This window comes from Synechocystis sp. PCC 7509, from assembly GCF_000332075.2.
GTDB lineage: Bacteria > Cyanobacteriota > Cyanobacteriia > Cyanobacteriales > Chroococcidiopsidaceae > Aliterella.
The window spans coordinates 824197-841737 of sequence record NZ_ALVU02000001.1 but is presented as its reverse complement, the minus strand read 5'-3'; the positions used below and the strand labels follow the sequence as shown (position 1 = coordinate 841737).

Genomic DNA, 17541 nt, shown 5'->3' with positions numbered 1-17541 from the left:
ATGCTCGTAGTTAAAAATGTTGAAGCTATAACTAAAATTAACGCATCCTAAAAATAGAATAATTTACTTCTTTAAGTGCGTCCCCAAAATTCCTCCTGCGGATTACCCTACAACTTACGCTTGTAGAAAGTCAAAAGTAATTCATCCAACTTCTTAACTTAGTCTCAACATCTCTTTTATATCTAGACAGGAAAACCTCATGGCAAAACAGTTAAACCTTCTCTCAACGGGACAGGTGATCGCCACCGCCCTGCATACAGAAATGCAACGGTCTTATCTTGAATATGCCATGAGTGTAATTGTCGGGCGAGCGTTGCCCGATGTCCGTGATGGCTTAAAGCCCGTCCACCGCCGGATATTGTACGCAATGCACGAATTGGGTTTGACTCCCGATCGCCCCTATCGTAAGTGTGCGCGGGTAGTAGGGGACGTACTGGGCAAATATCACCCCCATGGCGATCAATCAGTCTACGAGGCGTTAGTTAGGCTAGTACAAGACTTTTCTAGCCGCTATCCACTGTTAGCAGGACATGGCAATTTTGGCTCGGTAGATAACGATCCCCCGGCGGCGATGCGCTATACCGAAACTCGGTTATCGCCCATGAGTCACGAGGCAATGTTGGCGGATATTGGCGAGGAAACGGTTGAATTTATTAGTAATTTTGACAATTCTCAGCAAGAACCTACGGTATTACCTGCCCAACTGCCTGTATTACTGTTAAATGGCTGTGCGGGAATTGCTGTTGGGATGGCAACAAATATTCCCCCCCACAATTTGGGGGAAGTAGTAGATGGTTTAATTGCCTTAATCGATCAGCCAGAATTAACAGAAGAAAAGCTATTAGAGTTAGTTCCAGGTCCCGATTTTCCCACTGGGGGCGAAATTGTGGGTATTGGTGGCATTAAAGAAGCTTACACCACCGGACGCGGTAGTATTGTTCTGCGAGGAGTGGCGGCAATTGAAGAAATCCCGGCGACAAAAAATACTCGGCGGCGGACAGCAATTGTCGTTACCGAGTTGCCTTACCAGGTAAATAAAGCCGCTTGGATTGAGAAAATGGCGGAATTAGTTAATGGGGCAAAACTAGAAGGAATTTCCGATATCCGCGATGAAAGCGATCGCGAAGGGATGAGAGTAGTAATTGAACTACGGCGCGATGCCAACTCTTATGCGGTACTGCAAAGCTTATATCAGCAAACGGCTTTACAAATAAATTTTGGGGCGATTATGCTGGCGATCGTGGAGGGACAACCACGACAGTTAAATTTAAGGCAACTATTGCAGGAGTTTTTAAAGTTCCGCGAACAAACCCTTAATCGTCGCTACTCCCACCAATTGGAGGAAGCTCAAGGGCGAATTCATATTGTTGAAGGGTTAAATCAGGCGTTGGCAAGATTGGATGAAGTTATTGATATTTTGCGTCAAGCGGCGGATGGCAGCACGGCAAAAATGGGGCTGCAAAGTCTTATTGGTTTAAGTGAAATTCAAGCGGACTCTGTGCTGGCTATGCCTTTGCGTCGATTGACAGGTTTAGAAAAGCAGAATTTAAAGGCAGAATTTGAGCGTTTAAGTGCAGAAATTACCGGCTTACAAAGGCTATTAAGTGATCGCCGCGAGTTATTGAAGGCGTTGAAAAAAGATTTACGCACTCTTAAACGCAAGTATGGGGATGAGCGGCGGACTAAGTTTGTCAACGAACAGATGTTGCAGGCAGAAAAGGAAAAAAACCAGCGCCTAAACGCCGAAAACGCCCAGAAAGAAGAACAGGGTGAAAAGGCGATCGTCGAATTTACTTTGCGCGGGTATGCAAGAAGGCAGGTATTTGGTCAGAAAACGGCAAAAAAAACTAATGGCACGATGGACAATGATTGCGTAGTGCAGCTAATCCAGGCAAATACAAAGCAAGACCTCGTAGTGCTAACCAGTGGCGGCAAAGTTTACCCGGTGAAGGTGGGGGATGTGCCTTTGTTGTCGAATCGCAGCTTATCGGGACGAGGTACGCCCTTGATTAATTTGCTACCTAATACAACCGAAAGTGTCGTTTCTCAGTTTGTTTTGCCAGATAATGAGGCGCAAATGGTGCTTTTAACAAAGTTGGGGCGCATCAAACGCTTGGCTTTGGAGGATTTGGCGGGTTTAAGCAGTCGCGGTTTGATGGCAATTAAGTTTAAGGATGACGATCGCTTATTGACTTGTCGAATTACCGGAGCGGGAGAAGATGCAGTTTTAGCTACGGCGGCGGGGCGTTTGCTCCGATTTAGGGTTGATGACGAGCAATTGCCGATTCTAGGACGGACGGCGATGGGCTTACAAGCTTTACGATTGCGGAAAAATGAACAATTAGTTGGTGGCGTTACTGGTGCTGATGCGGAGGAGAATTTATTGCTGTTTACGCAGCTAGGATATGCCAAACAAATGCCAATGCGATCGCTGCGGCGGGCTAATCGCGGCGATATTGGCACTCAAGCAATATCTTTTACCAGTAAGTTTGATGGGGTGGTGAGTTTAGTTTTAGCTCCAACTTCGGCCTTGTTGGCGGTGACAACCAATCAACGCTTGTTGCAATTGCCCGCTAGTGCTATTAGTGTGACGGGTAAAGAAGGTACGGGTAGTCGTATTTCTGAACTTAAGGGCGATGAGAAGATTGTTAGCGTTAATGTTTTGCCTTTACCATCAAGTTAAGTTTGGACATGGGCTTTGTAAAAACACCAAAAGCAATTAACCGGGCTGACAAAGGCTATTATATGGCTTGGATTGTATAGCTGGATTATGATTACAAGGGATTTACCCCTTGTAGTACGTTGATGGGCGATCGCTAGTTTTGGTTGTAGCTACTGAAAAACTCTGCTATTTTGACACTTTAGTTTCAACTAATCTGCTGCCAATTCTTAATTGTTTAGGAATACTATCTAAGGCGGCGAAGTAGACCAAACTCAGAACCAGATTAACATTGCCTACATAGGCATTGAGTAAAGCAATATCACTAGCAATATTTGAAATAATCGCTAAAATAACGCCTAAGCCGCTATTTAAAATAATTCCATCAATCAAGGCGGCTACAAACTTTCTTTTGAAACTTAGTTGATTTACGCTCATACAAAAATGTAGTCTCCTCGAATTACAGTTAGATTTTTTAGCTTGAGGACAGCAGAATTTAAAGAGTAATCTAACGAACGTTGCTAGTTGGAAACAAGAGAAAATTTACTGAACCCTATATAAAGATTCAGTTGTCAAGGCTGTTTCTACGGAAAAATGTGTATAAAGTCGCCTGTATATACCTCCAAAGTGGATGTAACTAGCTTCTTGAATGGCTCAAAATTGTAGTTAGTAGTACAAACAAATGTTTTAAATGCAGAGCAACATCGTTACTTCCATTGCTGATACCATCAATTACGATGAAGCCGAGCAGCAATTTATCCACCTGCTCGACTTAGAAGACTTAGACAGCAAGCTAGAAACCCAACCAGAACTTGCAAGTATTGTCGATAATGCGATCGCCCAAGCTATAGAAAATGCCTTTAGCGGCGCTTCTGGAGACGATCGCGCCCACTTATTTTTGCAACGCATCCTCTACCGCATTAATCGCTTACAACTGTTTTGGTACGACGATTTGCGGCATTATACCAACGAGCGATCGCCCTACTTAAATAAAGTTCGCGACAAAATCGAAACACCTTGGCAAAACTGGGAGTTATCCCAGCTAGATGTAGAAGCAATTAAAAAAGTAGATGTAAAGCTGGCTTTAATTGCAAGAAGCGATGGCGATCTTAATCCGCCCATATCTGAAGATAGCCGTTATTTGCGCGAAGAAATGACCGAAGCTGGTTATCGTCACGTGTTAGCGATTGGATCTTTTGATGGCTTAGTAGAAGGAAGCCGTCTTTCTCGCATTATGGGCGGTGCGGCTAATGAAGTTCACGCTACTTTAATGCGCGTCCTAATTGAAGAATATGGCAACGGTCGTTTGTCTCGCAAGCATTCAACCTATTTTGCTCAGATGCTAGAAGAATTTGGCATGAATACCCAGCCTGAATATTACTTCGATTTAGTCCCCTGGGAAGTTTTGGCTTGCGCTAACCATAACTTTTTGATGACGGAGCGGAAAATATATTTTCTGCGCTACAACGGCGGTTTAACGTACTTTGAAGTTGCTGGGCCCGCCGCTTATCGCAACTATTTAGCCGCCGCACAACGTTTAGAATTGTCTCAAGCAGCGATGGGTTATTGGGAATTGCACATTAGAGAAGATGAGCGTCACGGACAATGGATGCTTACTGATGTATCTTTACCTTTAGCCGAGCGTTACCCCGATAGAGCTTGGGAATTGGTATTAGGTTACGACCAAGAAAAAATAATGGGCGATCGCGCAGGAGTTGCGATCGTGCGGTTGGCTAAACAAGCATAAATCCCGTGTAGAGACGTTGCATTGCAACGTCTCCACATTAATAAACGGTTACTTACCGAAACCTTTACCGCGAGTTGCTGAAGGTACAGCAACACAGTTTTGTAATTGCGCTAATAAAGCATCGTGGTCTAGATTTTGCCCAATTAGAACTAATTGATTTTTAGGTTCTCCTGTCCATTCTTCGTCATCAATACTAAACCGCTTACCGCAGAGGTGAAATATATGCCGTTTAGAACTTTCCTCAAACCACATAATTCCTTTGGCTCTGAAGACATTTTCTGGTAATTGGTTATCAAGAAAGTATTGAAACTTACGAATTGAAAGCGGCTTATCGCTTAAAAAAGATATTGACGTAAAACCATCATTTTCTAAGTGATGAGAATGGTCATGGCTGGGATCGTCGCAATTATGATCGTGGTGATGATGATCGTGATTGTGTTCGGCTTTTGATTCTTCCTCAAAATACTTATCCGATTCAAACAAACCCACACTTAAAATTAATGGAATCGATACTTGGCTGCGGGTAGTGCGGAGAATCCTTGCACCTTGTTTAATGTCCCGAATCTTTACTTCTAATAAATCTAGATCGGCTTCATCTACCAAATCAGTTTTATTTAGCAAAATAATATCGCCGTACTGAATCTGACTTAAAGCCGCTTCAGAGTTAAATAAATCCAGACTATAGTTAGCTGCATCTACTACTGTAACGATTGAATCTAAGCGAGTTAAATCGCGTAACTCTGTACCTAAAAATGTCAATGCTACAGGTAAAGGATCGGCAAGTCCTGTTGTTTCTACTACTAAGTAATCTATTTGTTCTTGGCGCTCTAAAACTTTGTAAACCGCTTCAACTAAATCGTTATTGATGGTACAGCAAATACAACCATTATTTAGCTCTACCATATCTTCGCCAGTGGTGACAATTAGCTCGTTGTCGATGCCAATTTCACCAAATTCATTTACCAAAACTGCGGTTTTTACACCTTCTTGGTTAGTCAGAATATGATTGAGTAAAGTTGTTTTGCCACTACCGAGAAAACCAGTAATAATTGTCACTGGCAAACCGCGTTTTTGGATATCCATTACTTGAGATTGGTCGGAACTAACTGCTGATTGCATAGCTGCGTCGGCTGTCTAAAGGGCAAAAAATAAGGCTTCAACGTGGAGAGTGTTTCGAGTAGCATTATATGTTAGCTTTTTTCTAACAGCCCTCCTCCCCTATTATTAGCTTATCGGCTGATTTGTTTATTGCTCGACCATGACTTTAAAAATATATAACACCCTAACTCGCCGCCAAGAAGAATTTAAGGCGATCGCATCCAACACCGTTAAAATGTACTATTGCGGCGTAACAGTATACGATTACTGCCATCTGGGTCATGCGCGAGCTTGTATTGTTTGGGATGTAGTGCGCCGCTATCTGCAATTTTTGGGCTATAAAGTGCGGTACGTGCAAAATTTTACCGATATTGATGACAAAATTCTTAACCGCGCAAGAAAAGAAAATTCCTCAATGGAGGAGGTCGCAGAGCGCTATATACAAGCATACTTTGAAGATATGGCGCGGTTAAATATCAAGGAAGCCGATGAGTATCCCCGCGCAACTCACACTATAGACGGGATAAAAAGATTAATTCACGAACTAGAACAAAAAGATTATGCTTACGCTTCTGGGGGAGATGTTTATTACAAAGTTCGCTCGTTTGCGGAGTATGGGAAGCTTTCAGGACGAAAGTTAGAGGATTCGCAAGCGGGAGCTAGTGGGCGATTAGAAGACGCAGAAGCCAGTAAAAAACAATATCCCTTTGATTTTGCCCTGTGGAAGGCTGCAAACCCCGGAGAACCTGCTTGGGAGTCGCCCTGGGGTGCAGGAAGACCGGGTTGGCATATAGAATGTTCGGCAATGGTGCGCGATCGCCTAGGTGACACTATAGACATTCACGCTGGGGGCGCAGACTTGATTTTTCCCCACCACGAAAACGAAATTGCTCAATCGGAAGCTGTTACAGGTAAGCCTTTAGCAAATTACTGGCTGCATAACGGCATGGTGACGGTAGATGATGAAAAAATGTCTAAATCTTTGGGCAATTTTATTACTATCCGAGAATTATTAGATCGTCCCACAGATCCAATGGCGGTGAGATTATTTGTTTTGATGGCACATTACCGCAAACCGATTGACTTTAGCGATCGCGCTTTAGAATCTGCTAACAATGGCTGGGAAACTCTTAAAGAGGGGCTGCTATTTGGCACAAGGTACGGCAAACAATTAGGCTGGTCAAGTAATGGCGTGGCGGTTTCGGAGGCTGTAGATCGCTTTCAAGCGGCGGTAAATGAAGATTTTAACTTCTCTAGCGGGTTATCAGTGCTGTTTGAAATTGCCAAAGATTTGCAGAGAGAAGGCAATATTTTAGTTCATCAGGGAAATACGGTTACACCGCCGAAGCAACTACAAGCAATGTGGAATACCTTAGTTAAATTGGCGGAGGTTTTGGGATTAGAAGCTCAGGAGGATGTAGTAGTTAAAGGTTTGAGTGACAAGGAGATTGAGGAGTTGTTGGTACAAAGAGACTTCGCGCGTAAGTCTAAAGATTTTGCCAAGTCTGACCAAATTCGCAACCAATTATTAGAACAAGGAATTACTGTTATTGATAGTGCTGATGGCTCAAAATGGCATCGATAAATGATACCCTCCACCAATCAAAATTCAAAATTTTCTTTTGCCTCAATCTCCTCTTTGTCTATCAACTCTCCTTTTGGTTGCAACTGTTTTCGTCCATTTTGAATCACTCGTAGCATATCGTGTAATTGTTGCTCGATACCTTCAAGCGCGGTATCGGCGTAAGCATCTGCTCCTTGCTGTATTTCTTGCGCTTCAGTAACTGCTTTATTGTGCATTTGTTCCAATTCTTGAGCTAGTTGCAGACGTGCTTGCTCAACTTCGATTTGGTTTTGCTCTAAAGCAAGTTCGCACTCTTGCTGTACTTGACTTTGTAGCAATGTAGCCTCGTGGTGTGCTTGACGCAAAATCTCAGTTTCATTCAGTATCCGCTCGGCTCTAATTTTTGCTGTTTCAACAATTTGCTCCGCTTCTAATTGTGCCTGTAAAATAATTTCTTTTTTTTGTTTGACAATGGCTTTGGCTTCCTCGAAAGCCCCTGGTAAATTTACTCGCACTATATCTAACTGATCTAGCAAGCGTTCTTCATCTACTAGAGTGCGCCGCGTTAAGGGAATATTTGGACTAGCAAGCACTATCTCCTCTACGCGGTTTAATTCTTGCTGAATATCCATGCTTTGACTGCCAGTAGAAGGCGGTTCTACGGTAGGATTTTGAGGGTTTTGGTTGGAGTCTATTTTAGGTGATTCTTTTCGTGACATCGGTAGAGTTCTATTGCGACGTGCTGGGGGACAAGATGATCGACACAGCCACCAAACCTGGCAATTTCTTTGACTTGACTGCTACTTAAAAAACTATACTCATTGGAAGTTGCCAGAAACACTGTTTCTATTTCCCTAGAAAGGGTGTTGTTGGTGTGAGACATTTGTAACTCAACTTCAAAATCTGAAAGCGCTCGTAAACCCCGTAGCAAAACTTGTGCTTGCCGCATTTGGGCATAGTTTACAGTCAAACCTTCAAAGCTGTCTACCTCTACATTAGGCAAATGTTGGGTAGATTGGCGAATTTGCCCTAAACGTTCTTGGACGCTAAATAAAGGCGTTTTGTGGGGATTTCTCAGCACGGCGACAATTACCTGCTCAAATACTCGACAGCCACGCTCAATAATATCTAGGTGTCCTAGGGTAATGGGGTCGAAACTTCCAGGATAAATTGCTTTCACAGCTTTAAAACCGGTGTTCTTTGCTTTTGCAATATATCAGTTATTTCTACAGCCGTTTAAATGTATTTTTAAGAATTGTCCCAACGAAAAGCTATAACTAGATAATTAAAACTCTAACTAAAGACATAGAAAATTGATATATGCACCCTTACATAAATAAATTTAGCAAATCTATTATTGCTACTACCTTACTTTTGTCTTTTTCTTCCTTTTTATTGATAAATAGTAACAACTCTAGCGCCCAAGCTCAGACTAATATTAATTCGGCAAATTGGCAAGAATTTACGGCAAAAGTCGGAGGATTTGTAGTTTCATTGCCCGGTGAACCTAAAGAAACTACAGAGTCTGTGGGTAGGGAAGCAACTTCTGGTACTTTATACAATTTTTTTGTTGAATCGAAAGAGGGTACTTACGGAGTTAGTTATGCGGATTTTCCGAATATTCCCAAGGATTTTAATTCTCAGCAAATAGACGAATTGCTCAAATCTGTACGCGATGGTGTGGTAGGCAAAGGTAAGTTACTAAAAGAGCGCCCTATTACCTTAAATGGCTACGTTGGTAAAGAAATTGAGTTCGTAGACTTGGACAAGTTAACTTACAAAGTGAGAATGTACTGGGTAAAAAAACGTTTATATCAGCAAATAGTTGTATCGCCAAATCCAAAATTAATTCTTGCTCAAGATACTAATAGGTTTTTAAATTCCTTTAAATTACTGGCATCCCAAAGTCCAGAAACTCCTACCGTTGGTGGAAGTGGAGATTTAACAACTTTGGCACAAACGAGTAGAGAACAGCTAAACCGAGGAGAATTTAAAGCAGCTTTAACAACTTTACAACAAGCCTTGGCGATCGCCCGTCGCAATAACAACAAGCCTCTTGTCGCCATTCTATTAAATAATATCGGCGAAGCTTATCGCGGTCAAAGCAATTATGTCCAAGCGCTAGACTACTATCAGCAAGCATTGGCGATCGCTAGAGAACTTAAAAACAAGTCCGAGGAAGGGATTGTAATTACTAATATTGGCTCTGTATATCAAAGTCAAGGTAATTATGTTCAAGCTCTAAAATTTGCAGAGCAAGGTTTGGCTATTCACAAAGAAACTAAAAACCGCGTCCTTGCTGGCACTACATTAAATAACATTGGCTTAATTCACTACAGTCGCGGTGATTATGCTCCCGCGTTGGTATCGTTACAGCAAGCCTTGGCGATTCATAAAGAAACCAAAAACCGCGCCGAAGAAGGCACAACGCTTAATAATATTGGTTTAGTCTACACATCTCAAGGTCAGTATGCCAAAGCTTTAGAGACTTATCAGCAAGCTTTAGTTTTGCATGAGGCGGTAGGAAATAAATCAATTGTTGGCACGACATTAAATAATATTGGCTTAATTTATTACAGTCGCAGCCAATACCCTCAAGCCCTAGACTCGTTTCAACAGGCGGTGAAAATTTCTAGAGAATTTGGCAATCGTTCTTTAGAAGCAATTAGTCTTAATAATATCGGATTAGCTTATACGGCTACCGGAGAGTACGCCCAAGCATTAGCCGCTTACCAACCAGCTATAGAAACCGCTAGGGCTATTGGTGACAAATCTGCTGTTGCTCAACTTTTAATTAGTATAGGCTTAGTTTATGCAAATCAAAGTCAGTACGCCCAAGCATTAAGTTCTTATCAGCAAGGGTTACAAGTTGCTAAAGAAATTGGCGATAAAGCTATAGAAGTAAATATTGTCTACAGTATTGGCGATATTTACCTCAATCAAAGCCAGTATGCTCAAGCATTGGAGTCTTACAAGCAAGCTTTAGTTTTAGCAAAAGCTTTGGGTAATCCTGCTATAGAAGGTCAAATTTATGGCGGAATGGGCTTAGTTTACACTTACCGAGGCGAATATACTCAAGCACTGGAATCTTTTAATCAAGGATTGGCTATCTATAAAAAAGTTGGTAGCCCCGCCGGAGAGAGTAGGACGTTAAATAATATTGGTTTGGTTTATCAAGGTCAAAGTCGCTACGCCGAGGCGATAGCAGTCTACGAGCAGTCGCTAAAGATAGTTAAAGCGATCGGCGATAAAGCTGGAGAATCAGTAAGTTTAGGCAATATTGGCTTACTTTATGAAAGCATTGGTCAGTACGATAAATCGCTGCAATCTCTGCAATCGGCTTTGAAAATTAGTCAAGTTCTAGGCAATCGCTCTAGCGAAGGAACTATACTAACCAATATTGGTAATGTTTATCTGCGCTACGAGGATTATGATCGCGCACTTCAAACTTACGAACAAGCTTTAGCAATTTTAGAAAAGGTAGGAAATCGCGCCGGGGTGGGAACGCTTTTGAATAATATTGGTGAAGTTAACCGCCGTCAAGGAGATTATGCAAAAGCGATCGCATCTTACGAAAAAGGTTTAATAATTACAAAAGTTGTAGGCAATCGCGCCATTGAAGGCACAACTCTAAATAATATTGGCGAAGTTAGCCGCTTGCAAGGTAATTATGACCAAGCGCTGAAATCTTACCAGCAAGCCTTGACAATTTTGCAACAAGTTAATAATCGCTCCGGGGAAGGACAAACTTTAACTAATATTGGCTATACCTTATTTAAGGCTGGTAAGCTAGAAGCGGCACAGCAATCGTTAGAAAAAGCGATCGCTATAATTGAATCATTACGCCCTGGTTTGAGCGATGCCAACAAAGTATCTATCTTTGATACCCAATCGGGCATATATAGTATTTTGCAACAAATTTTAGTGGGTCGCAATCAGCCTGAAGCGGCGCTAGAAACTTCTGAAAGAGGTAGGGCGCGGGCATTTTTGGAACTACTCGCCAAAAAAGTAGCCCCACAATCGGCAGAGTCTGTACCTTTACCAAATATTAAGCAAATTCGCCAAATTGCCCAGCAGCAAAAAGCAACCCTTGTAGAATATTCCCTAATATTTGATGAGTTTAAGGTAGAAGGAAAAACTCAAATTAGAGAATCGGAGCTATATATTTGGGTAGTTAAACCTACAGGGGAAGTCGTGTTCCGACGCAGCGACTTGAAACCTTTATGGCAACAAAAAAATAATTCTCTCAGCAATTTAGTCAATAATAGCCGTCAAGCAATTCCCGGTAGGAGTCGCAGTAGTTTACAGCAACTATATCAGCTACTAATTCAACCCATCGCTGACCAATTGCCTACTAACCCATCAGCGCGGGTAGTTTTTATTCCTCAAGGCTCTTTATTTTTAGTACCTTTCCCAGCATTGCAACAAGCAAACGGCAAGTATTTAATTGAGCAACATACTATTTTGACATCGCCCTCAATTCAATTACTAGCAGTGACTCACGGGCGGAAAAGACTAGCGTCAAACCAAAATAGAGGCGCAACAGTAGTTGGTAATCCAACTATGCCCAAAGTCGCCCCCGAACTTGGTTTAGCCCCCGTACAATTAGCTAGTTTACCCGCCGCCGAAATTGAAGCAAAGGCGATCGCACCACTATTAAAAACTCAAGCAATTACTGGCGCAAATGCCACTAAAGCGGCGATTGTGGCTAAGTTGCCGGGTTCGCGGATTGTACATTTAGCAACGCATGGGTTATTAGATGATGTGCGGGGACTAGGAAGTGCGATCGCTCTAGCCCCTTCAGGCAAAGATAACGGTTTATTTACCGCCGAAGAAATCCTCGACTTGAAACTGGATGCCGATTTAGTCGTCATGAGTGCTTGTAATACTGGGCGGGGGCAAATTACCGGAGATGGAATTATTGGCTTATCCCGTTCTTGGATCAGTGCCGGGGTATCGAGTGTAATTGTGTCCTTGTGGCTAGTGCCAGATGAGTCTACATCTACCTTGATGACAAATTTTTATCAAAATATGCAAAAAGATCCCGATAAGGCTCAAGCGCTGCGTCAGGCGATGCTAAACACTATGAAGCAAAACCCCAACCCTAGAGATTGGGCAGCATTTACATTAATTGGGGAAGCAGAATAAAAATCTTGTTTGGGCGATCGTATTAACTCGCTGCCTCTGCTACTTAATACTATTCTCAGCGTTGTATATTGCTCGTATAAGAACAGAAATTAATCCCTTCTCCCCTGTTGGTACTTATTGCCATAACTTGCTAATTATGAATTTAGAAACCTTAGCAAAACTACGCAGCTTTTGCATTGACGAATTCGCGTTTGAACAACTTAAACAAACCTTGAGCGACGAAATACAACCCTTAAAGCAAGAAATTAGTCAAGCTCATTCCCTTGCCGAGCAACGGGAAACTCTGTATCGGGCGATCGCGCGGCTGCGAGAACCAATAGACTTGGAGACAATTTTTCGTACCACAGCGATCGAAGTGCGTCAACTTTTAAACGCCGATCGAGTAGGAATGTTTCGTTTCTACGCAGATTCTGGCTGGAATGATGGCGAATTTGTCTCGGAAGATGTCGATCCGGCTTTTTCCTCGGCTATGAAAAAAAAAGTTCACGATTATTGCTTTGGCGATCAGTTTGCCATCCATTATCAAAAAGGACGGGTGCAGGCAGTAGCGGATATTTATAACGCTGGACTGAGCGACTGTCACCGCGATATTTTGGCACAGTTTGAAATCAAAGCGAATTTAGTCGTACCACTTTTACAAGGGGAAAAACTCTGGGGACTGCTCTGCATCCATCAATGTAGCGCCCCTCGACAGTGGCAAGATATTGAGATTGATTTTATCAACCAAATTGCTAATCAATTGGGAGTTGCCCTCCAGCACGCCGAACTTTTGACAACCTTACGCCTAGAAATTGAGGAACGCCAGCAAGCAGAACAACGAGAGCAGGCATTAAACCAGGGATTGCGGCAAGCTATCCTTGAACTAAAAGCAGTAAATAAAGAATTAGAAGCCTTTAGCTATTCTGTATCCCATGATCTGCGCGCGCCCTTACGTAGTATTGATGGCTTTAGTCAGGCGGTGTTAGAAGATTGCGGCGAACAACTAGATCCAACGGGGCAAGACTATTTGCGGCGGATTCGCCTAGCTACCCAACGAATGGGACAATTAATCGATGATTTGCTCACCCTTTCACGGGTGACGCGCACTGATATGCACGTAGAATCTGTAGATATCAACCGATTAGCTAGTCGCATCTGCACCCATTTACAGCAGACACAGCCAGAGCGACAGGTAGAGTTTACGCTCCAACCAGGATTAGTTGCTCAAGCCGATAGTCACCTGCTACAAGTCGTGTTGGAAAATTTACTAAATAATGCTTGGAAGTTTACGTCCAAACAACTGCAAGCAAAAATTGAGGTGGGTACAAGGCTGGAAACAAACGGGACTACCGTCTATTTTGTGCGCGATGATGGCACAGGTTTTGATATGGCTTATAGCAACAAGTTGTTTAGCCCGTTTCAGCGATTGCACGCCAGCCATGAATTTCCTGGCAATGGCATTGGACTTGCTACCGTGCAAAGGATTGTGCATCGTCACGGCGGGCGTGTATGGGCAGAGGGAATTTTGGGACAAGGCGCAACATTCTATTTTACTTTAGTAGCGGAGGAGGTAGAAACATGAGCAATGAACAAACCAAAACAATTTTGCTCGTAGAAGATAATCCTGATGATGAAGCTTTGGCAATCCGCGCCCTCAAACGCCATCATATTAGCAATCAAGTCATAGTTGCCCACGATGGAGTTGAAGCTTTGGAATATCTGTTTTGTACGGGTATGTATGCGGAGCGAGATATTAACTTCAAACCCACAGTAATTTTGCTCGACCTCAAACTACCCCGCGTTGATGGATTAGAAGTTTTGCGTCGCTTGCGAGAAGACGATCGCACAAGACTTCTGCCCGTAGTAGTTTTAACTACTTCCAGTGAAGAACAAGATATGCTCAATAGTTATAGTCTTGGCTGCAACAGCTATATCCGCAAGCCTGTAGATTTTGTGCAATTTTCTGAAGCAATTAGGCAACTAGGGATGTATTGGCTATTGATGAACGAACCACCACCCCTTTAAGAGAACAAAATTGAGAAGGTAATAGCCATGAACTTGCGGGTTTTAATTATCGAAGATGCGGAAGATGATATGCTCCTGATGCTGCGGGAGCTAGGGAGGGGTGACTATACCTTAGAATATGTAAGAGTTGATACCGCCGCAGCTATGGAGGCAGCTATAGCTTGCCAGACATGGGATATTGCGATCGCCGATTACACTTTACCCACTTTTAGCGCTCCTGAAGCTCTTAAACTGCTCCAAAGTCGGGGGTTGGACATTCCTTTTATTATTGTTTCTGGCACGATTGGCGAAGAAACTGCCGTCGCCGCCATGAAGGCGGGAGCGCACGATTACATTATTAAAGGCAATCTGACTCGTTTGCTGCCGGCAGTGGAGCGAGAGTTACGAGAGGCAAAAGAACGCCACCTGCGGCGCTGCGCTGAACAAGCTTTACGGGAAAGCGAAGAACAAGTACGCCTGCAAGCCAATGCCCTAGCTGTTGCCAACCAAGTCTTGCGAGACTATACACAGGAGTTAGAAGAACTTTATAATCAAGCTCCTTGCGGCTATCACTCTCTAGACAAAAATGGCGTATTTGTCCGCATCAACGATACCGAACTCAAGATGTTGGGGTATAGCCGCGATCAAATCGTCGGCAAAAAGTTTGCCGATTTGCTGACAGAGGAAAGCCAGCAAGTTTTTTGGGAAAACTTCTCCCTATTTCAGCAACGAGGCTGGGTGCGCGACTTAGAATTTCAAATGTTACGCGCTGATGGCACAATTTTACCCGTGAGCTTGAGCGCCACAGCAATGATTGATAGTACGGGAAGCTACTTGATGAATCGCTCGGTGGTAATTGATGTTAGCGATCGCGCTCTAGCGGAAGATAATTTAAAACGCAGCGAACAAAAGTTTCGCGCCATCTTCGATAGTACCTTTCAATTGATGGGGCTGCTAACCACTGAGGGAATAGTCGTCGAAGCTAATCGCACCGCCTTAGAGGTGGTAGGAGTGGAAATCAAAGATGTTGTCGGACAACCATTTTGGCTAACTCCATGGTGGACTGGTTCGCAACAGGTGCAAGTGCAAAGGGCGATTTTTACTGCTGCTGGTGGTGAGCTTGTACGCTTTGAATCCCAGCATATTTGGGCAGATGGCACTAAGGCTTATGTAGATTTTTCTATTAAGCCAGTTTTTGATCACGAGGGCAAAGTTGTGATGCTGATTCCTGAAGGACGGGATATTAGCGATCGCTTACAAGCAGAAGCAAAAATTCGCGAACAAGCTGCCTTGCTCGATATTACAACAGACGCAATTTTTGTCCGGGATCTAGACCATCGCATACTTTTTTGGAACAAAGGCGCAGAACGTTTGTATGGGTGGGAATCCGAGGCAGTCTTGGGCAAAAATGCGATTCAATTGTTGTACAAACCAGGGGAAACCCTGCCGCAATTTGCCGCAATGCAGAAAATCCTATTTCAGGAAGGACAGTGGCAAGGAGAGTTGCAAAATGTTACTTCTAGCGGCAAAACTGTTGTGATTGAGAGTCGCTGGACGTTGGTATACGATGAATCTGGCAATCATAAATCTATTTTGACGGTAAGTACAGATATTACTGAGAAAAAGCAACTTGAGGCGCAATTAATGCGCGTTCAACGTCTAGAAAGTCTTGGCACTCTAGCAAGCGGAATTGCTCACGACTTTAATAATATTCTCACGCCAATTTTAGCGGCGGTGCAACTATTGCCTTTAAAAATTAAGGGTCTTGACGATCAAACTCGCGGACTGTTGACATTGATCGAAGACAGCACAAAGCGAGGCGCAGGGCTAGTTAAGCAAATTTTGGCCTTTGCTCGTGGAGCGGAAGCCAAACGAGTACCTCTGCAAGCCAAGCATATATTAGCCGAAGTAATCCAAGTTGCCCGTCAGACTTTTCCCAAAAACATTAAGCTTTGCAGCGATAGCTCCTCGCCCAACCTGTGGACGGTGGCTGCGGATGCTAACCAGTTGCATCAAGTGTTGCTAAATCTCTGCGTTAATGCCCGCGATGCTATGCTTAATGGTGGTACTCTCAGCTTGGCTATAGAAAATCAAGTTGTTGATTCTGCCTATGCGCGGATGAATGTAGAAGCTTGTATTGGTTGCTATGTAATGATTACGGTGGCAGATACGGGAACGGGAATTATGCCGGAATTAATGGAACGAATTTTCGATCCGTTTTTTACTACCAAAGAACCTGGCAAAGGTACAGGATTAGGACTATCTACGGTGCTAGGAATTGTTAAAAATCATAGCGGTTTTATCAACGTCTATAGCGAGGTAGGAAAAGGAACTCAATTTAGAGTGTACTTGCCGGCGATCGCCGAAACTGTAAGTTCGCAAGTTACAGAGTTGGAACTTTTGAGCGGACAACAAGAGTTGATTTTGATTGTAGATGATGAACCATTGATTCAACAGGTGATTCAAACTACTTTAGAAACCTATAATTATCGGGCTATTGTAGCTAGTGATGGTTTTGAAGCGATCGCCATGTACGTTGAATACGTTAATCAAATTAGTGTAGTGCTAATGGATATTATGATGCCGTCAATGGATGGTTTAACTGCGATCGCCCGCTTGCAAGAACTAAATCCTCAAGTTAGAGTAATTGCTACTAGCGGTCTTGCCTCCAATAGCCAGCTTGCAGAGAATGTTGGCACGGGTGTTAAAGCTTTTTTGCCCAAGCCCTATACGGCAAAAGAATTATTGGATACTTTACAAAAAGTTTTGAGTAATGGGTAATGGAGCGGTTGACGGGAATATTAACTTACCCGCCACCTCCAAAGCAAAACTATTAATTAACCGCCGTATTGCCAGCCTGTAGTCTCTAATCTCAAAGATTCGCCTTCGCGATGAATCCCAGCGGCGATCACTTCCCCAACATAAACTGTATGATCGCCTTGTTCTACTGCACCGACAACTTGACACTCAACGTAGCCTAAAGAGTCAGAAATAATTGGGCAGCCTGTTTCTCCCAAATAAAACTCTACATCATCAAATTTATTTTCAACTCGGCGCTGGGGTTGAAAAAATTTCTGAGCAATGTCTTTTTGTTCCGCATCCAAGAAGCTAATAGCAAATACCCTACTATTTTTAATCATGGCGTGAGATTTGGAATCTTGTTTTACACAATTGACGATTAAAGGCGGCTTAAAAGAAGCTTGCATCAACCAACTAACAGTAAAGCCGTTGACTTCTTCCCCGTCCTTGACACCGCAGATATACAGCCCATGAGGAATCTTCCGCAGCATGGTTTTTTTAGCTTGTTCGTCTAGCAAGGGTTTTTCTCCTATTGGTTCATCT

General features: G+C 43.1%; 12 protein-coding genes. 7 read left to right on the top strand and 5 right to left on the bottom strand.

Annotated features, from left to right (window positions below):
* Positions 1–199: 199 nt before the first annotated feature.
* Entirely contained in the window at positions 200–2683 is a 2484-nt protein-coding gene (gene gyrA / locus SYN7509_RS0204315; protein WP_009632715.1) for a DNA topoisomerase (ATP-hydrolyzing) subunit A, read from the top strand.
* A gap of 165 nt (positions 2684–2848) precedes the next feature.
* On the opposite strand, the gene SYN7509_RS0204310 is transcribed toward gyrA, so the two are convergent.
* On the bottom strand, positions 2849–3097 hold the full coding sequence (locus tag SYN7509_RS0204310) for a hypothetical protein (protein WP_009632716.1): 249 nt from the start codon (positions 3095–3097) through the stop codon (positions 2849–2851).
* 253 nt (positions 3098–3350) lie between these two features.
* Between SYN7509_RS0204310 and SYN7509_RS0204305 the strand changes: the two genes are divergently transcribed.
* Positions 3351–4406, top strand: coding sequence for an iron-containing redox enzyme family protein (locus SYN7509_RS0204305; RefSeq protein WP_009632717.1), 1056 nt, complete (start codon positions 3351–3353; stop codon positions 4404–4406).
* 48 nt (positions 4407–4454) lie between these two features.
* Here the strand turns inward: SYN7509_RS0204305 and SYN7509_RS0204300 are convergent, their stop codons facing one another.
* Positions 4455–5525, bottom strand: a complete 1071-nt coding sequence (locus SYN7509_RS0204300; protein ID WP_009632718.1) for a CobW family GTP-binding protein — start codon at positions 5523–5525, stop codon at positions 4455–4457.
* A 139-nt stretch (positions 5526–5664) separates the two neighbouring features.
* Here SYN7509_RS0204300 and cysS point away from each other — a divergent pair, with 139 nt between their 5' ends.
* Positions 5665–7089 (top strand): cysteine--tRNA ligase, encoded by a 1425-nt coding sequence (cysS, locus tag SYN7509_RS0204295; RefSeq protein ID WP_009632719.1) that lies wholly within the window; start codon positions 5665–5667, stop codon positions 7087–7089.
* A gap of 17 nt (positions 7090–7106) precedes the next feature.
* Here cysS and SYN7509_RS0204290 read toward each other — a convergent pair whose 3' ends face one another.
* Both SYN7509_RS0204290 and coaD read right to left on the bottom strand, forming a co-directional pair.
* Positions 7107–7787 (bottom strand): ATP synthase subunit B family protein, encoded by a 681-nt coding sequence (locus tag SYN7509_RS0204290; RefSeq protein ID WP_009632720.1) that lies wholly within the window; start codon positions 7785–7787, stop codon positions 7107–7109.
* Positions 7760–8248: a pantetheine-phosphate adenylyltransferase gene (coaD, locus tag SYN7509_RS0204285; protein ID WP_009632721.1), complete on the bottom strand. Its 489-nt coding sequence runs from the start codon at positions 8246–8248 to the stop codon at positions 7760–7762. Before coaD ends, SYN7509_RS0204290 begins: the two co-directional genes overlap by 28 nt.
* A gap of 140 nt (positions 8249–8388) precedes the next feature.
* Between coaD and SYN7509_RS0204280 the strand changes: the two genes are divergently transcribed.
* From SYN7509_RS0204280 to SYN7509_RS27475, 4 genes are all read left to right on the top strand, one after another.
* Positions 8389–12216 (top strand): CHAT domain-containing protein, encoded by a 3828-nt coding sequence (locus tag SYN7509_RS0204280; RefSeq protein WP_009632722.1) that lies wholly within the window; start codon positions 8389–8391, stop codon positions 12214–12216.
* A gap of 136 nt (positions 12217–12352) precedes the next feature.
* Positions 12353–13777 carry a GAF domain-containing protein gene (locus SYN7509_RS0204275; RefSeq protein ID WP_009632723.1) on the top strand — a complete coding sequence of 475 codons (1425 nt, stop codon included), beginning with the start codon at positions 12353–12355 and terminating at the stop codon, positions 13775–13777.
* On the top strand, positions 13774–14220 hold the full coding sequence (locus SYN7509_RS0204270) for a response regulator (protein ID WP_009632724.1): 447 nt from the start codon (positions 13774–13776) through the stop codon (positions 14218–14220). The genes SYN7509_RS0204275 and SYN7509_RS0204270 overlap by 4 nt, the downstream gene beginning before the upstream one ends.
* 27 nt (positions 14221–14247) lie before the next feature.
* Entirely contained in the window at positions 14248–16980 is a 2733-nt protein-coding gene (locus SYN7509_RS27475; RefSeq protein ID WP_009632725.1) for a hybrid sensor histidine kinase/response regulator, read from the top strand.
* 56 nt (positions 16981–17036) lie between these two features.
* Here the strand turns inward: SYN7509_RS27475 and SYN7509_RS0204260 are convergent, their stop codons facing one another.
* Positions 17037–17516, bottom strand: a complete 480-nt coding sequence (locus SYN7509_RS0204260) for a flavin reductase family protein (protein ID WP_009632726.1) — start codon at positions 17514–17516, stop codon at positions 17037–17039.
* Between the last annotated feature and the right edge of the window lie 25 nt (positions 17517–17541).